This is a genomic window from Halopseudomonas sp. MFKK-1 (genome assembly GCF_027474385.1).
GTDB classification, from domain to species: domain Bacteria; phylum Pseudomonadota; class Gammaproteobacteria; order Pseudomonadales; family Pseudomonadaceae; genus Halopseudomonas; species Halopseudomonas aestusnigri.
In genome coordinates this window covers 2,904,922-2,920,978 of the sequence record NZ_CP114836.1, presented here as the reverse complement: position 1 = coordinate 2,920,978, position 16,057 = coordinate 2,904,922, and the positions used below count along the sequence as shown (strand labels likewise).

Genomic DNA, 16,057 nt, shown 5'->3' with positions numbered 1-16,057 from the left:
GAGAGAACTATGCAACTTTCTTCCCTGACCGCCGTATCCCCGGTTGATGGCCGCTATGGCAGCAAGACCGCCAGCCTGCGTTCTATTTTCAGCGAATATGGTCTGATTCGCTTCCGTGTACAGGTCGAAGTGCGCTGGCTGCAGTGCCTCGCCGCTCACCCGGGCATCAGCGAAGTCGCGCCCTTCTCCGCCGAAGCCAATGCGATCCTGAATCGCCTGGCTGAAGACTTCGACATGGCCCACGCCGAACGCGTCAAGGAGTTTGAGCGCACCACCAACCACGACGTGAAAGCCGTTGAGTACCTGCTCAAGGAGCAGGCCAAGCAGCTTCCGGAGCTGGAAAAAGTCAGCGAATTCATTCACTTCGCCTGCACTTCTGAGGACATCAACAACCTGTCCCACGCACTGATGCTGCGTGCCGGCCGCGATGAAGTGCTGCTGCCGCTGATGCGCCAGATTGCCGCCGCCATTCGCGCCCTGGCCATTGAGCATGCCGCCGTACCGATGCTGTCGCGCACCCACGGCCAGCCTGCCTCCCCGACCACGCTCGGCAAGGAACTGGCCAACGTGGTTTACCGTCTGGAGCGCCAGATCGCCCAAATCGAGAGCATCCCGCTGCTGGGCAAGATCAATGGTGCCGTCGGCAACTACAACGCTCATCTGTCGGCTTACCCCGAGCTGGACTGGGAAGCCAACGCCAAGCAATTCATCGAGCAGACGCTGGGCCTGCAGTTCAACCCCTATACCACCCAGATCGAGCCGCACGATTACATCGCCGAGCTGTTCGACGCGGTCGTTCGCTTCAACACCATCCTGATCGACTTCGACCGCGACATCTGGGGCTACATCTCGCTGGGCTACTTCAAGCAGAAGACCGTTGCCGGCGAAATCGGCTCCTCGACCATGCCGCACAAGGTCAACCCGATCGACTTCGAAAACTCCGAAGGCAACCTGGGCATCGCCAACGCCATCATGCAGCATCTGGCAAGCAAACTGCCGATCTCCCGCTGGCAGCGCGACCTGACCGACTCGACCGTACTGCGTAACCTGGGCGTCGGCTTTGCCCACAGCGTCATCGCCTATGAATCGTCACTCAAGGGCATCGGCAAGCTGGAGCTGAACGAGGCCCGCATGGCTGAGGATCTGAACAACTGCTGGGAAGTCCTGGCCGAGCCGATTCAGACCGTCATGCGCCGTTTCGGCGTTGAAAACGCCTATGAAAAACTCAAGGACCTGACCCGCGGCAAAGGCATTACCCCCGACGCCCTGCTAGCCTTCGTTGATAGCCTGGAGATTCCGGAGCAAGCCAAGGTCGAGCTCAAGGCGATGACCCCGGCCAGCTACATCGGCAATGCCGTGGCACAAGCAAAACGCATCTGATCTGCCAGCCCCGTGGGGGCCGGCAAACCTTCCCCAGCGCCCGGATTGACCGGGCGTTGTCTATTCTGGAGCCAGAATGATGACAACTGAATTCGACTCGCTGTTTGGCGACATTGGCGTAGAACGCTTCCTCGCCGAGTATTGGCAACGCAAACCGCTGCTGATCCGCCAGGCCTTCCCCAACTTTGAAAGCCCCATTGAGCCAAACGAACTTGCTGGCCTGTCGCTGGAAGAGGAAGTTGAGTCCAGGCTGATCATCAAGGACGGTGCTCACCCGTGGGAACTGCAGCGCGGCCCCTTCCCTGATGACACCTACTCCAGGCTGCCTGAACGGGATTGGACACTACTGGTCCAGGCCGTGGATCAGTTCGTTCCGGAGGTCGCGGACCTGCTCGACCGGTTCCGCTTCCTGCCGACCTGGCGGATTGACGACATCATGATCAGCTACGCCGCACCCGGCGGTGGCGTGGGCCCGCACTACGACAACTACGATGTGTTCCTGCTGCAAGGGTACGGCAAGCGCCGCTGGCGGGTTGGTCAGCACTGCACCGTCGACAGTCCGCTGCTCGACCACCCGGATCTGCGCATCCTCGCCGACTTCGACTGCCAGGACGAGTGGGTGCTGGAACCCGGTGACATGCTCTATATTCCCCCGGGGGTTGCCCACGATGGCATCGCCGAAACCGGCTGCATGACTATCTCCGTCGGCTTCCGCGCCCCGAGCCATCAGGAAGTGCTGGTGCACTTCACGGATTATCTTGCCCACCTGCTCAGTGACGACGAGCGCTACACCGATGCTGGTATCAGCCAGCCCCAGGACCCGGCCGCCATCGATCAGGCAGCGATCGACCGCTTGCAACAAAGCGTACTGGAACTGGTCTCAGATAAAGAGGCACTGGCAACCTGGTTCGGTCGACACATGACCGAAGCAAAGTATCCGGAGCTGGCCCAGGCCTATGCTGGAGAGCCGGAACCATTGATGGACGCGCTCAATGACGGCATTGGCCTGTGCACCAACCCGGCAGTCCGCCTGGCTTACTGGCAGGCCAACGATGGCAGCCTGCGACTGTTTGCCAACGGCGAACACTGCGTCGTTGGCAGCTCGCTGCTTCCGCTGGTTCAGCTAATCTGTAATCAGCGTTCACTGCCGGCCGAGTTACTGCTCGGCTGGACCAGCGAGGAAGACGCCCAGGAGCTGCTTGAACAGCTGGTGGAGAAAGGCTTTTTGCTAATGGAGAGGCAGGATGAGTGATGTCGTCGTGACAACCGTTGACTGGCAGGCAGGCAAGGCCCTGCGCGACATTCGTCAACGGGTATTCATCGATGAGCAACAGGTCCCGGAAGACCTGGAGTGGGACGCGCAGGATGAAGGCGCAACCCACTTCCTGCTGCTGCGTGCCGGCCACCCGGTCGGCACCGGCAGACTGCTGAAGGACGGCCATATTGGCCGTATCGCCATTTTGCCGCAACACCGGGGCCTTGGCCTCGGCGAGCGCCTGATGCGGGCCATCATGGCGCACGCCATCGACAAGGGCATGCACACGCTGCTCCTGTCAGCGCAAACCCACGCCGTTCCCTTTTATCAGCGCCTGGGCTTTGAAGTCTGCTCGGACATCTATCTTGATGCCGGCATCGAACATCAGGACATGCGCTGGAGCGATGACACACAGAAATCCGACCACCTGCCCCACATCGAGTTTGTGTCGCCGGGTCGCTTCACCATCCACAATCCAGACGAAGAGCCCCCAGCGAAACCGGACTACAGCGATCCGGATATGATCCCGATCACCGAGCAGAACGCGCAGGAGCAACTGATCGAACTGCTTGACGGCTGCCTGCAGAGCGTGCGCATCTTCGCTCCCGAGCAGGCGCTGTGGCTGTTCAACCGCAAGGCCATACTGCAGGCCTGCGGGCGTCTGATTGCCCGCAATCCCAAGGCACGCATTCAGGTCTTGCTGCAGGAAGTCAGTAACGACTTCCTCAGCGGTCATACCCTGCTGGGCCTTGCCCGTCGCTTCCCGAGCCTCTGCCAGGTACGCAAGCAGCATCCTGACCTGCCCAGACAAAGCTATGCGCAGGCCATGATTGACCAACAGGGGTTTCTGATGCTGCCCGTAGCACGCCAGCGCGAGGGCTTTGTCCGCCAGACTTCGCGGGATCAGGTCAAGCGCTGGAGCGATACCTTTGATGAGCGCTGGAACAGCAGCCAGACCGATCCGGCCATCAGGAGTTTTCTGCTATGAAACATCGCATCCTGGCAACCTTGCTCTGCCTGCTTTGTCTGGCAGCCAGCCCGCTGCAGGCGGCCCCCACGACCGAGATCGTTCCGCTGGGATACAACCTTGCGGAAAACCTCATCCCTGCCCTGCAGCCGATGCTGCAATCCAATGAGCGCGTTTCGGCCTACGGCAACCAGCTCCTGATAAGAGCCGAGCCAAATCGCATCAGCGAGATCAAAGCGCTGATCGCCCAGCTGGACAAGCAACCCTCCCGCCTGCTGATCAGCGTTGCCAGCAGCGGCAGCAGCAGTGGCAGCCAGCGCGGTTACCGCGTCGACGGCAGTGCAGATACCGGACCGGTCGAGATCATTGTCGGCCAGCCGGATGGCAACGGTAATACCGCCCGTATCATCAACCGTCGCACCACAGGCGCTAACGACGGTGTACGCCAGATCACCGCCAATGAAGGCTACCCGGTTCTGATTCAGGGCGGCCAGAGCGTACCGATCACAACCACGACCACCAACGTCTACGGCCAGCTTGTTCAACAGACCCAGTACCGCGACGTGACGCAGGGCTTCTATGCCACCGTTCGCCTCAGCGGCGACCTCGCGACCATCACCATCAGCGCCAACAATAATCGGCTCAATCCGCAGCACAGCGGCGTAATAGACGTGCAGCAAGCCGATACCGTAGTCACCGCTCGGCTGGGAGAGTGGGTATCCATTGGCGGAATCGACGAGTCGAACGGTGGCAATGACAGTGACCTCGGCCGCCGGATCAGCACCCAGCGAGTGGAGAGCGGAACGCTGCGCCTGAAAGTAGACCGACTTGACTGATGCGTCACGCCCTGAACCTTGTAGTGCCGATTAAAAATCACTACAAACGGCATTGACTTATCAGGTTCGAAGTCCCATCATTGCGTCGCTCCCGCTAGCCAGAGACCTCAAGGTCTCCGCTTCGCACCCATACCAACGGTTCGATGCGTGTCTTTACAGCCCACAAGGCCGAATGACGAGGTGGCGACTGGAACCAAGTTGTCCTGAGGGACGGGGAAGCAATTAAAGCTGAACAGTTTACGCCAGCAGGCAAACGCCATTATCGATGGCTTAGCGCTCGCAAGACTGTCACCTCCTCTCCTCTTGGCACCATGCCAGTCTCCTCCTTTTCATACTGTCCTTTGAGCGTAACCGCAGCAGCGGAGCATTGGGTCGACAAATCGTGCTGAACCTAACGAAAACTTTGAAGGATTGACCATGTCAGCTTATCAAAACGACATCAAAGCAGCTGCCGAGCTGAAAGAAAAAGCAGGTAGTGGCTGGAGCGCTATCAACCCTGAGTCCGTCGCTCGCATGCGCGCGCAGAACCGTTTCAAGACCGGTCTGGACGTCGCCAAGTACACCGCGGCCATCATGCGCAAAGACATGGCTGAGTACGACGCCGACTCTTCTGTCTACACCCAGTCCCTGGGTTGCTGGCACGGCTTCATCGGTCAGCAGAAGCTGATCTCCATCAAGAAGCACCTGAAGACCACCAACAAGCGCTACCTGTACCTGTCCGGCTGGATGGTTGCTGCCCTGCGTTCCGAGTTCGGCCCGCTGCCTGACCAGTCCATGCACGAGAAGACTTCCGTTGCCGCTCTGATCGAAGAGCTGTACACCTTCCTGCGTCAAGCTGATGCCCGTGAACTGGACCTGCTGTTCACCGCTCTGGACGCTGCTCGCGAAGCTGGCGACCAGGCCAAGGCTGCTGAAATCCAGTCCCAGATCGACAACTACGAAACTCACGTAGTGCCGATCATCGCCGACATCGACGCTGGTTTCGGTAACGCCGAAGCGACCTACCTGCTGGCCAAGAAGATGATCGAAGCTGGTGCCTGCTGCATCCAGATCGAAAACCAGGTTTCCGACGAGAAGCAGTGCGGTCACCAGGACGGCAAAGTAACCGTTCCGCACTCCGACTTCCTCGCCAAGATCAACGCTGTTCGCTACGCCTTCCTCGAGCTGGGCGTTGACGACGGTGTCATCGTTGCCCGTACCGACTCCCTGGGCGCCGGCCTGACCAAGCAGATCGCCGTCACCAACGAGCCGGGCGACCTGGGCGACCAGTACAACAGCTTCCTGGACGGTGACTACATCACCAGCGCTGACGACATCCAGAACGGCGACGTTGTAATCAAGTCCAATGGCAAACTGCTCAAGCCCAAGCGTCTGGCTTCCGGCCTGTTCCAGTTCCGCAAGGACACCGGTGTTGACCGCGTTGTTCTGGACTGTATCACCAGCCTGCAAAACGGTGCCGACCTGCTGTGGATCGAAACCGAGAAGCCGCACGTTGGTCAGATCGCCGAAATGGTTAACCGTATCCGCGAAGTCGTACCGAACGCCAAGCTGGTTTACAACAACAGCCCGTCCTTCAACTGGACTCTGAACTTCCGCCAGCAGGTATTCGATGCCATGGTTGAAGAAGGCAAGGACGTTTCTGCATACGACCGCGCCAAGCTGATGAGCGTTGAGTACGATGAGACCGAACTGGCTCAACTGGCTGACGAGAAGATCCGTACCTTCCAGGCCGATGCGTCCCGTGAAGCAGGTATCTTCCACCACCTGATCACCCTGCCGACTTACCACACTGCTGCGCTGTCCACCGACAACCTGGCAAAAGGCTACTTCGACAAGGAAGGCATGCTGGCTTACGTCAAGGGCGTTCAGCGTCAGGAAATCCGTCAGGGTATCGCCTGCGTCAAGCACCAGAACATGGCTGGCTCCGACATCGGCGACAACCATAAAGAGTACTTCGCTGGTGAAGCTGCTCTGAAAGCCGGCGGTAAAGACAACACCATGAACCAGTTCGGCTGATAGGCCACTGATTCAGAGTCGCAAGACTCCGGTGTGAGAAAGGGGCTGCCATGGGCAGCCCCTTTTTTCTATCAAGCAGCAACCCTCTCAGGTAGAATGCGCACCACTTCTGCCCTATGGTTCACGCAACAAGGCTTTATCAGTTATGGCACGTCTGCAACTCGACTTTCCCGAGAACCAGTTTTACTTCACCACGCAGCTCACAGTTCGTATCACCGACATCAACGGCGCCAACCACCTGGCCAATGATTCGATGATCTCGATGATCTCCGAGGCCAGAGCGCGGTTTCTGTATCAGTTCGGTATCGAAGAAGTGAGCGAGAAAGGCGTTGGCATTATCGTTACCGACCTTGCCACCACCTATCTTCGTGAAGCCTTCGCCCGCGACGCACTGATTTTTGAAGTCGGCCTGATGGACCTGAACAAGTACGGCGGCGACATCATCTTTCGCATCAGCAAGGCCAGCAACGGCGAACTCGTTGCACTGGCAAAATCCGGTTTTGTGTTTTTCCATTTTGCGACCGGCAAGGTTCGTCCAATGCCGGAAGATTTCCGTCTGCGCTTCCCCGGCGTCAATTCAATCGAACCGGAAAGCAGCGAAACCTGATATTTCAGACAATAAAAAACCCGGCCGATGGCCGGGTTTTTTGTTCCCTGGAAAGTGAATTACTTCACTTCAACCTGGGCTTCAACTTCAGCTTCAACGCGGCGGTTCATCGAACGACCTTCGTCAGTGCTGTTGTCTGCGATCGGACGGGCTTCACCGTAACCGACAGAGCTGACGCGAGAGCCATCAACACCTTCGCTGATCAGTGCTTCGCGGACCGCATTGGCGCGACGCTCGGACAGGTTCTGGTTGTAGGCATCGCTACCGACGGAGTCAGTGTGACCCTCAACGGTAGTAGTAACCGACGGATAGGTCTTCATGAACTCGGCCAGGCTCTGAATATCCTGACGGTATTCAGGACGGATGGTGTCCTTGTCGAAGTCGAACAGCACATCGAGCTCAACACGAACAGATTGCATCTCGGGAGCCGGAGCAGGAGCCGGAGCCACTACCGGAGCAGGCGCCGGAGCCGGCTCGGCAACCGGTGCGGACTTGGCACCGAAGTTGATACCCAGGCCTACACCTGCCTGCCATTCGGTATTGCCGTGGTCAAAACCGTAAAGCGCATCAACGCCAGCCTTGACGAAGAAGTTTTCGTTCAGGTAGTTCTTGATACCGACACCGGCCATGGCCATGGTAGTGCGATCATCAGTGTTGTCGCTGTCAGCCTTGAGCTCCTGGTGAGCCAGACCGGCAGAGATATAGGGGAGGACATTGCCGGTACCGAAGTGGTAAACCGCTTCGATCTGAGCCAGCTTGCCGTCGACATCTTCATTGGCGACGTCATCGACTTCCAGGTTCCGGTACTTACCCAGACCAGCGTTGAGCAGTACGTTCTCGGTGACGAAATAGCCAATGCTGCCACCCACCAGGGTGCCATCGTTCAGACCATACATGCTGTCGGTGAAGTAACGGTCAGCAAAGGCTTCAACCTCGACCGACCCGGCTTTGCCGGCAGCCATGGCAGAAAAGCTGGACGCAGCAATAGCAGCACCAACAACGAGACCCACAGTGTTTTTCAATTTCATCTTTGAATCCCCATCAAATCCATTAAGACGTTAAGCTTGCGCAAAACTCCGCGACAGTATAACTGAATCCTGCTAACAACTATACAAGCCCTATATAAAAGGACTGTCAATCTGGTTTCGCAGTTTTTCCAGCGCGCGTTTATAACGCATTTTAGTCGCGCTCAATCCCATGTGCATAATGTCTGCAATTTCCTGAAATTCCAGCTCCGCTACAAAGCGCAACACCAGAATTTCCCGGTCAATGGGATTGACGTGGACCAGAAGACTGTTCAGCCCCTTTGAAGCCTGCGGCTGCAGCTCCTGTTCCTGCGCCTCTTCCTGAGGGTCGAGGCTGAGTGCATCAAGCAGGCGGCGCTTGCGTTTCTCTTTACGATACTGCGTTATGCACTCGTTATAAGTAATGCTATATAGCCATGTTTTAAACTTGGCCTTGCCTTCAAACTGCTTCAGTCCGTGCAAAACCTTCAGCATTACTTCCTGACAAACGTCATCCGCGTCCCGCTCGTTACCTAAATACCGAACACAAACATTAAACAAAGTTCGCTGATAGCGCCGCATCAGCTCCTCATAGGCTGTCGTAGTGTGAATAAGCTCACTCTTTGCCCTGAGCACCAGCTCCTCATCATCGAGGTCGGCCGGATTGTAGTGGCGGCGTGGACGGCTGAGACTGACCAAGGTAGTAATGTCTTCCGTATGACTAAAGCGGCGCTCAGCGCCGCACCGGCTCATCAATCAGCAAGCGATTGGCCAGAGAGACAAGCTCGCCATCGTCACTGAGAATCTGCGTCTTGACGGTGCCTATTTCCTCCACCACACCCTCGACGCCAGCGACCTTGATCCGATCACCCGGCTGATAGAGTTCACGCACGTAGATACCCGCAATGATCTGAGCGACCACCTGACGACTGCCCAGCCCGAGTGCCAGAGCGGCCGCACCGCCGAAACAGACCAGCACGATAGCGATCACCAGATTCAGAAGCGCGGTTTCGATCTGCAACTGACCGATCGCCAGTGATACCGTGATGATGACCAGCAGCCCTTGGACAAAGCGACCAAGCCCGGACGCATACTCCATGCCCATGCTTTCGGCCGTGCCGCGCACAACGCCGTTTACCAGATGGGAGAGCAACAGACCACCAAGCAGAATGAGCGCCGCGCCGACAACCTTGGGCAGATAAAGCGTGATGGCGTCCAACGTAGAAGACACCCGCGCAAGACCGAGCGACTCCGATGCCGACACGACAAAGGTCAGCAGAATGAACCAATAGGCTATCTTGCCGGTAAGCGCGGACACCGAACTGTTGATGCCAACCCGGGCAAGCATCTTGTTTACACCGGTGCCGCTCATCAGTCGATCCAGACCGACCTTGGCCAGTCCTTTGCTCAACACCGCGTCGACAACCTTGGCCACGACAAGGCCAAGCAGCACGATAATCAGCGCCGCAATCAGATCGGGAATAAACGAGGCAACCTTGCTCCACAGCGTGGTCATGGCCGCAACGAAGCTTTGACTCCAGACATCGAATTCCATGGCTAAGCTCTCTTGACTACAGGTCGGAAGGGGTTGAGTTGTCAGCTTGGCGACGACTGGGCTTGAGGTTACGCACACCACGCGCGCCTCCCTCGGTCAGCACCCAGCCCCAGCGGGCTACCAGTCCAAGCAGGTCGAATACCGCGCCGTGAATGTGCGCCCGGTGCAGAACCCGATCCAGTCGCTGATCGTCGGAGCGTTCTGCATCGCCGGCGCTTTCGTCGCGCATCATTGCGCGCAGCTGGCTTTCAAGCGAATCGTCGTTGGACATGACTCTATTCTCCTGCAGGGATGAAGCCGTGACGGAAATACGGCCCCCAGATGCAACAAGGGGGAGGTGTTGCCACCCTCCCCCTTGCCCGATACCACCAGGGCCGACGTTACTCGGGCATGGTCAACGCGACAGGCGAGACAATGATGCCGTTGTTATCGGCGTAGACGAACTCACCCGGGCGGAAGGTCACGCCAGCAAAGGTGACGACGACGTTCAGATCGCCGATACCACGCTTGTCGGTCTTCATCGGGTGACTGGCCAGCGCCTGGATTCCAAGCGGCGTTTGCGCCAGTACGTCAACGTCACGCACACAGCCGTACACGATAATGCCTTCCCAGCCGTTCTTGGCCGCTTTCTCGGCCAGCATGTCACCCAGCAGGGCGCGGCGCATGGAACCGCCACCATCAACCACCATCACCTTGCCGGTGCCGTCCTGATCGACCTGCTCCTTGACGATCGAGTTGTCCTCGTGACACTTCACGGTGACGATCTGACCACCGAAGGAATCGTGGCCACCGAAGTTGCTGAACATCGGCTCGACCACGGCCACATCGGGATAGGCATCACACAGATCCGGCGTTACATAGTGCTGCATGGCATTCTCCTTGAACTTGAAGGTACTGATGCTTACTTGTCATTCTCGGCAAGGAAGAACCAGGTGTCCATCACCGAATCCGGGTTCAGAGACACGCTCTCGATACCCTGCTCCATCAGCCAGCGCGCGAGATCCGGATGATCGGACGGACCCTGACCACAAATACCGATGTACTTGTTGGCAGCACGGCAGGCCGAGATAGCGTAGCTCAGCAGCTTTTTGACTGCAGCATTACGCTCATCGAACAGATGCGCAATGATGCCGGAGTCACGGTCCAGACCCAAAGTCAGCTGAGTCAGATCGTTGGACCCAATGGAGAATCCGTCGAAGTGCTCCAGGAACTCGTCGGCCAGCAGCGCGTTGGCAGGCAGCTCACACATCATGATCAGACGCAGACCGTTTTCACCGCGTTTCAGGCCGTTTTCACCCAGCAGTTCCACAACCTGCTTGGCTTCGCCAACGGTACGCACGAACGGAATCATGATCTCGACGTTGGTCAACCCCATTTCGTCGCGTACACGCTTCATTGCACGGCATTCCAGCTCGAAGCAGTCACGGAAGGAATCACTGATGTAACGCGAGGCGCCACGGAAGCCCAGCATCGGGTTTTCTTCTTCCGGCTCGTACAGCTTGCCGCCGATCAGGTTGGCATATTCGTTAGACTTGAAGTCCGACATGCGCACGATGACCTTCTTCGGCCAGAACGCCGCAGCCAGCGTGCTGATGCCTTCAACCAACTTGTCGACGTAGAAATCGACCGGCGAACCGTAACCGGCAACACGCTTCTGCACGCTGTCCTTGACGTCAACCGGCAGGCTGTCGAAGTTCAACAGTGCCTTGGGGTGAACGCCGATCATGCGGTTGATGATGAATTCCAGACGCGCCAGTCCCACGCCCTCGTTGGGCAGGTTGGCGAAGTCGAAGGCGCGGTCGGGGTTGCCGACGTTCATCATGATCTTGAACGGCAGCGGCGGCATCGCATCAACGCTGTTGGTCTTGATGTCGAAGGACAGCTGGCCTGCGTAGATAAGACCGGTATCGCCCTCGGCGCAGGAAACAGTCACTTCCTGACCGTCCTTCAGCTCAGTGGTCGCATTGCCGCAACCGACAACAGCCGGAATACCCAGTTCGCGAGCAATAATCGCCGCGTGGCAGGTACGACCACCACGGTTGGTGACGATCGCGCTAGCGCGCTTCATGATCGGCTCCCAGTCCGGGTCGGTCATATCGGAGACCAGAACGTCACCCGGCTGGACTTTGTCCATCTCGGCAACGTCGTTGACGATGCGCACGCGGCCGGCACCAATGCGCTGACCGATGGCACGACCTTCAACCAGCACAGTGCCCTTCTCTTTCAGCAGGTAACGCTCCATGACGTTGGCGCTGCTGCGGCTCTTAACGGTTTCCGGACGGGCCTGAACGATATAGAGCTTGCCGTCGTCGCCGTCTTTGGCCCACTCGATGTCCATCGGACGACCGTAGTGCTGCTCGATAATGACGGCCTGCTTGGCCAGATTCACCACTTCTTCCTCGGACAGACAGAAGCGGCTGCGCTCAGCCAGATCAACGTCGACAGTCTTGACCGAACGACCGGCCTTGGCTTCGTCGCCGTAGACCATCTTGATCGCTTTGCTGCCCAGATTGCGACGCAGAATCGACGGGCGACCGGCAGCCAGAGTGGGCTTGTGAACATAGAACTCGTCAGGGTTAACCGCACCCTGAACCACGGTTTCGCCCAGACCGTATGCGCCGGTGATAAACACGACGTCACGGAAACCGGATTCGGTATCCAGGGTAAACATCACACCGGCAGTGCCGGTTTCGGAGCGCACCATGCGCTGCACACCCGCTGACAGGGCAACCAGTTTGTGGTCGAAGCCCTGGTGTACGCGGTAGGCGATAGCGCGATCGTTGAACAGGGAGGCAAATACTTCCTTGGCAGCGTGAATGACGTTATCCACACCACGAATGTTCAGGAAGGTTTCCTGCTGACCGGCGAAAGAGGCATCGGGCAGATCTTCGGCCGTAGCGGAGGAACGCACGGCAACGGCCAGATTGGGGTTACCGTCGGACAGTTTGGCAAAGGCTTCGCGAATTGCCTTATCCAGCGCCGGCGGGAAGTCGGCGTCCATAACCCACTGACGAATCTGCGCACCGGTTTCGGCCAGAGCGTTAACGTCATCGACGTCGAGCTTGTCCAGTGCAGCGTGAATGCGATCATTGAGACCACTTTGCTCGAGAAACTCCCGATACGCATCTGCAGTGGTTGCAAAGCCACCGGGAACCGTCACGCCGGCGTTGGCCAGATTGCTGATCATTTCGCCAAGGGAGGCGTTCTTGCCGCCAACGCGCTCGACGTCATTGACACCCAGCTGCTCGAAGGACACTACGTACTCTAACAAGGTGATCTCTCCGTCAATCTATTAATAAGTCTGTGCGGCGGCGGGAGCATACTGGTCTGCCCGCTGCAAATGCGCCACAATGCCGATCTTTGGGGGCTGCTCCGACATATATGCGGGCTACCCGGTAACCGAGACACGACATCTTAAGGCTTCGTGAATGAAACGCACCGCTTTTTTCATTTCTGATGGTACCGGCATCACCGCCGAGACGCTTGGTCAAAGCCTGCTGGCACAGTTCGAGAACATCCAGTTCACCAAGCTGCTGCGCCCGTACGTCGATACCGTGGAAAAAGCGCGTGACATGGTACAACAAATCAATGCTGCTGCCGAGAAAGATGCAGCGCGGCCGATCATTTTCGATACCGTGGTCAACAGCGAGATTCGTCAGGAGCTGGCCAAATCCAATGGCTACATGATCGATATTTTCTCGACCTTCCTGGCGCCGCTGGAACAGGAACTGGGTGACGGCTCGTCCTACTCGGTAGGCAAGACCCACTCGATCCAGCACAACAGCCATTACAAAGACCGTATTGACGCGGTGCACTTCGCCATGGACAACGACGATGGTGCGCGCACACACCACTACGCCCAGGCCGATATCATCCTGGTTGGTGTCTCCCGCTGCGGCAAGACGCCAAGCTGTCTGTACATGGCGTTGCAATACGGTATTCGCGCCGCCAACTACCCCCTGACTGAGGACGACATGGAGCGCCTGCAGCTGCCCAAGGCGCTCAAGCAGAACAAGAGCAAGCTGTTCGGCCTGACCATCGACCCAGACCGTCTGGCCAGCATCCGCAACGAACGCCGCCCCAACAGCCGCTATTCCAGCTACCCGCAGTGCGAATTTGAAGTACGGGAAGTGGAGAACCTGTTCCGCAAGGAGAACATTCCCTTCCTTAACTCAACGCACTACTCGGTAGAAGAGATTTCAGCGAAGATCCTGATGCAGATGGGCATTGAGCGCCGTCTTAAGTAAGGCTTCCAACCTGTTGATCTAATTAGATTAAAAGAAGGCTATCGCGGGCACCGGATGGCCTTTTCTGTTGCTACCGAACGCAAGAGCCAGGCTCTGCCAGCTGCCCAGCCGGATCGCCAGCCAGAGACGGCGCCCCCCTCATTCCAGGGCATTCTGGCGGTAGCCAGCTGCGACAGACATTACCGGGAAGCGTTTGGATATCAGCAGCAACTGAACGATCAATGGTACTGCGGGTCACAATGCATGAAACTTCCGGACACAAGGAACCAACACATGGATCTGATTCGCGTACTGATCGCCATTTTGCTGCCACCGCTGGGCGTGTTTTTGCAGGTGGGTTTCGGTGGCGCCTTTTGGCTTAACATCCTGCTCACCCTGCTCGGTTACATTCCCGGCATCGTTCACGCAGTCTGGATTATCGCCAAACGCTGATTAGCGTCCGCCAGCATCAAGCACGGCCTCGTTCGCGGCTGCCAGCCAGCCGCGAATCGAGAAGTCATAGCTCTTGACTGCCGGATTGAGCACCTTGCTGAACCGGCGATAATTCACCGCAGGCCGACCGGCCGCAAGATAGCCCAGGTAATCCTCAGCCATTGACCGATCGAACAGAGCAAACATGCTCTTTTCCATCTCCAGGCCTTCGCTGTCGGCAAAATCCACACCATTTTCGTAGTCGTACAACACTACCAGCGCCCAGGCTGCGGCAAGATGATGGCCGCCGACCACGACCTGCACCTCGCCATCAAGCAATGCTCGGGTTGCCTGCTCAGTCATGTTGACAGTCGACACCACAAGATCACGCCCGACCGTACGACCGAGACTGCGTGCACCTTCAATAGCGCCGTAGGCCATAAGATCATTACCGGTCCATACCAGTCGCGTTTGCGGATAGCGCTCAAGCAAAATGGGGGTCTGATAACGGGCATTGTCCCGTCGCCATTCACCGTAGACATTCTGACGCAAGCGAACCTCGGCAAACTCGGCGACCGCTCTCTGCATTCCACGAGTCCGCCGGCGAGAGCTGTCAGTCGACTTGTCACCCGATATGGCAATCATCTCCAACCGCTGCGACCTGCTCGCCGGAAACTGCTGCAACCCCTGCAGGATCAAGGATCTGGCACTGAGGTAGCCGGCTTCCTCTGCATCAGGCACCAGGCTGCCTAGCCAGTGCTTCAGCCGATCGCGGGGATAGCCAAGCATTTCACGTTCGCTCTCCAGCACACCGTTATACGCAGCAAATACCCGGATGCCCGCTTGCTCGGCGATCTGCAACTGCCCCGGCAGGACCTGCTTTTCCGCCGACACCAGCAGGTAGTCCGGGCGCTGGCCTGACGGCCGCCGGGACACATCCCTGGCCAAACTGAGCTGGGCCAGGTGGTCGCGTTCGGCGTGCAGAACCTCCAGCTCAACCCCCAGACTCGTTGCCGCGTGCTGCAGACCTTCGATCGCATCCATCCAGAATGGCTCATTGGATTTGCCCGGACTGATAAACACCACCTGCATTGCCGAAGCGGGAGTTGCGAACAGACAGACAAGCAGCAGGTACAGCGCCCCCAGACGACTTCGCCTTGGAGAATGCTGACAACGAAAGACACCAGGAAAAAGAGGAAACATCATGCAACGACCATATACCTGCTTGACCAAGGCTTGCGGATGACACTCGCCGACTAACCCGCTAGTCTCAGCGGTCTGAACCTGACGGCGCGCATGGTATCAGAGCGCCCGGCCTGATGCAGCGCCGGAAGTCGGATATCCGAGGAGAGCAAGAGAATGAAAAACCTGATCGCTGGCGGTCTGCTGCTGGTGAGCAGCCTGTCTCAGGCTGCCGATATCGATGTATACCGCGATCCCTCATGCGGCTGCTGCCACGCCTGGATCGAACATCTTGAGGAAAATGGCCTTGAGGTCAACGACCACGTCACCTCTGAGGTCGTTGCGATGAAACAGAGCCTGGGAGTCGACCCGGCCCTGCGCTCGTGCCATACGGCGATTTACAAGGGCGTCTTCATTGAAGGGCATGTCCCGGCCAGCGACATTCTGGCTCTTGAAGATGACAGCACCATAAAGGGCCTTGCCGTACCGGGCATGCCGATCGGCTCGCCCGGAATGGAAATGGGCGAGCACCACCAGGCCTACCAGGTCATTGCCGTCGAGGCTGACGGCAGCCAACGGGTATATAGCCAGCACTAG

16 protein-coding genes are annotated in these 16,057 nt (G+C 57.9%); 9 read left to right on the top strand and 7 right to left on the bottom strand.

The genetic code is table 11. The features are described from left to right. Positions 1-9 precede the first annotated feature (9 nt). From purB to O5O48_RS13605, 6 genes are all read left to right on the top strand, one after another. Positions 10-1,380 (top strand): adenylosuccinate lyase, encoded by a 1,371-nt coding sequence (purB, locus tag O5O48_RS13630; RefSeq protein ID WP_269687291.1) that lies wholly within the window; start codon positions 10-12, stop codon positions 1,378-1,380. A gap of 79 nt (positions 1,381-1,459) precedes the next feature. Next, positions 1,460-2,632 (top strand): JmjC domain-containing protein, encoded by a 1,173-nt coding sequence (locus tag O5O48_RS13625; protein ID WP_434006965.1) that lies wholly within the window; start codon positions 1,460-1,462, stop codon positions 2,630-2,632. Continuing rightward, positions 2,625-3,623 carry a GNAT family N-acetyltransferase gene (locus O5O48_RS13620; RefSeq protein ID WP_269687289.1) on the top strand — a complete coding sequence of 333 codons (999 nt, stop codon included), beginning with the start codon at positions 2,625-2,627 and terminating at the stop codon, positions 3,621-3,623. The genes O5O48_RS13625 and O5O48_RS13620 overlap by 8 nt, the downstream gene beginning before the upstream one ends. Beyond that, positions 3,620-4,438 carry a secretin N-terminal domain-containing protein gene (locus O5O48_RS13615; RefSeq protein WP_269687288.1) on the top strand — a complete coding sequence of 273 codons (819 nt, stop codon included), beginning with the start codon at positions 3,620-3,622 and terminating at the stop codon, positions 4,436-4,438. Before O5O48_RS13620 ends, O5O48_RS13615 begins: the two co-directional genes overlap by 4 nt. Before the next feature lie 417 nt (positions 4,439-4,855). Beyond that, positions 4,856-6,454, top strand: coding sequence for an isocitrate lyase (locus tag O5O48_RS13610; protein ID WP_228247525.1), 1,599 nt, complete (start codon positions 4,856-4,858; stop codon positions 6,452-6,454). A 145-nt stretch (positions 6,455-6,599) separates the two neighbouring features. Beyond that, entirely contained in the window at positions 6,600-7,061 is a 462-nt protein-coding gene (locus tag O5O48_RS13605) for an acyl-CoA thioesterase (protein ID WP_233049733.1), read from the top strand. Between the two features lie 59 nt (positions 7,062-7,120). Here O5O48_RS13605 and O5O48_RS13600 read toward each other — a convergent pair whose 3' ends face one another. The 6 genes from O5O48_RS13600 to ppsA form a co-directional block, all read right to left on the bottom strand. Next, positions 7,121-8,089 (bottom strand): OmpA family protein, encoded by a 969-nt coding sequence (locus O5O48_RS13600; RefSeq protein WP_088274148.1) that lies wholly within the window; start codon positions 8,087-8,089, stop codon positions 7,121-7,123. Between the two features lie 90 nt (positions 8,090-8,179). Beyond that, positions 8,180-8,764, bottom strand: coding sequence for an RNA polymerase sigma factor SigX (gene sigX / locus O5O48_RS13595; RefSeq protein WP_228247523.1), 585 nt, complete (start codon positions 8,762-8,764; stop codon positions 8,180-8,182). A 34-nt stretch (positions 8,765-8,798) separates the two neighbouring features. Further along, positions 8,799-9,620 (bottom strand): mechanosensitive ion channel family protein, encoded by an 822-nt coding sequence (locus O5O48_RS13590; RefSeq protein ID WP_228247522.1) that lies wholly within the window; start codon positions 9,618-9,620, stop codon positions 8,799-8,801. A 16-nt stretch (positions 9,621-9,636) separates the two neighbouring features. Beyond that, positions 9,637-9,891, bottom strand: a complete 255-nt coding sequence (locus tag O5O48_RS13585) for a hypothetical protein (RefSeq protein WP_228247521.1) — start codon at positions 9,889-9,891, stop codon at positions 9,637-9,639. A gap of 109 nt (positions 9,892-10,000) precedes the next feature. Continuing rightward, positions 10,001-10,489: a ribonuclease E activity regulator RraA gene (rraA, locus tag O5O48_RS13580; protein WP_104738534.1), complete on the bottom strand. Its 489-nt coding sequence runs from the start codon at positions 10,487-10,489 to the stop codon at positions 10,001-10,003. 32 nt (positions 10,490-10,521) lie between these two features. Then, positions 10,522-12,891: a phosphoenolpyruvate synthase gene (gene ppsA, locus O5O48_RS13575; RefSeq protein WP_228247519.1), complete on the bottom strand. Its 2,370-nt coding sequence runs from the start codon at positions 12,889-12,891 to the stop codon at positions 10,522-10,524. A 157-nt stretch (positions 12,892-13,048) separates the two neighbouring features. On the opposite strand from ppsA, the gene ppsR reads away from it, so the two are divergent. Together ppsR and O5O48_RS13565 are read left to right on the top strand one after the other, a co-directional pair. Beyond that, positions 13,049-13,867 (top strand): posphoenolpyruvate synthetase regulatory kinase/phosphorylase PpsR, encoded by an 819-nt coding sequence (gene ppsR / locus O5O48_RS13570; protein WP_088274142.1) that lies wholly within the window; start codon positions 13,049-13,051, stop codon positions 13,865-13,867. 273 nt (positions 13,868-14,140) lie between these two features. Beyond that, positions 14,141-14,299: a YqaE/Pmp3 family membrane protein gene (locus O5O48_RS13565; protein ID WP_088274141.1), complete on the top strand. Its 159-nt coding sequence runs from the start codon at positions 14,141-14,143 to the stop codon at positions 14,297-14,299. On the opposite strand, the gene O5O48_RS13560 is transcribed toward O5O48_RS13565, so the two are convergent. Then, entirely contained in the window at positions 14,300-15,322 is a 1,023-nt protein-coding gene (locus O5O48_RS13560) for an ABC transporter substrate-binding protein (protein ID WP_233049735.1), read from the bottom strand. A 315-nt stretch (positions 15,323-15,637) separates the two neighbouring features. Here O5O48_RS13560 and O5O48_RS13555 point away from each other — a divergent pair, with 315 nt between their 5' ends. Beyond that, entirely contained in the window at positions 15,638-16,057 is a 420-nt protein-coding gene (locus O5O48_RS13555) for a DUF411 domain-containing protein (RefSeq protein ID WP_269687287.1), read from the top strand.